The organism is Mesorhizobium sp. M7A.F.Ca.US.007.01.2.1 (assembly GCF_003998165.1).
GTDB lineage: Bacteria > Pseudomonadota > Alphaproteobacteria > Rhizobiales > Rhizobiaceae > Mesorhizobium > Mesorhizobium ciceri.
On record NZ_RZQP01000535.1, the window covers coordinates 1 to 444 of the forward strand.

At 52.3% G+C, this 444-nt stretch carries 1 protein-coding gene; it reads left to right on the forward strand.

What is annotated here, in order from left to right; all coding sequences use genetic code 11:
- Positions 1–111: 111 nt before the first annotated feature.
- Positions 112–444: transporter (locus tag EN949_RS35650; RefSeq protein ID WP_127372002.1), on the forward strand; the 333-nt coding region annotated here is incomplete at its 3' end.

The following is a 444-nucleotide window of genomic DNA, read 5'->3' on the forward strand; positions in this document are numbered from 1 at the left end:
AATTCTTGGTTAATTGATGATTAATAACGAGATTTACTCAAAATATTGTTGGGACTTCACCAAATGTTTGCGGGTTTGTAATAGGAAGCGCGAAGGGGTGGCTTGGAACACATGAAATACATCGTCTTCATTCTCTTTACCGTCATGACCAATGCCGCCGCGCAGCTGATGCTGAAGCAAGGCATGATGTCGCTCGGACCGATCTCGTTCGAGGGCGTCAATCCGCTCGTCAAGCTGCTGCAGATCGTCTTCAGCCCCTGGGTGTTCCTTGGCCTGTGTACCTTCGTCATCTCGATGGCCTCGCATCTCTATGTGCTGTCCAAGGTCGAGCTCTCCTTCGCCTACCCGTTCCTCAGCCTCGCCTATGTTGCCGTCGCCATCTTCGCTTATTTCGTCTTCCGCGAGGACCTCAATGGCTGGCGGATCGCCGGTATCGCCTTCATC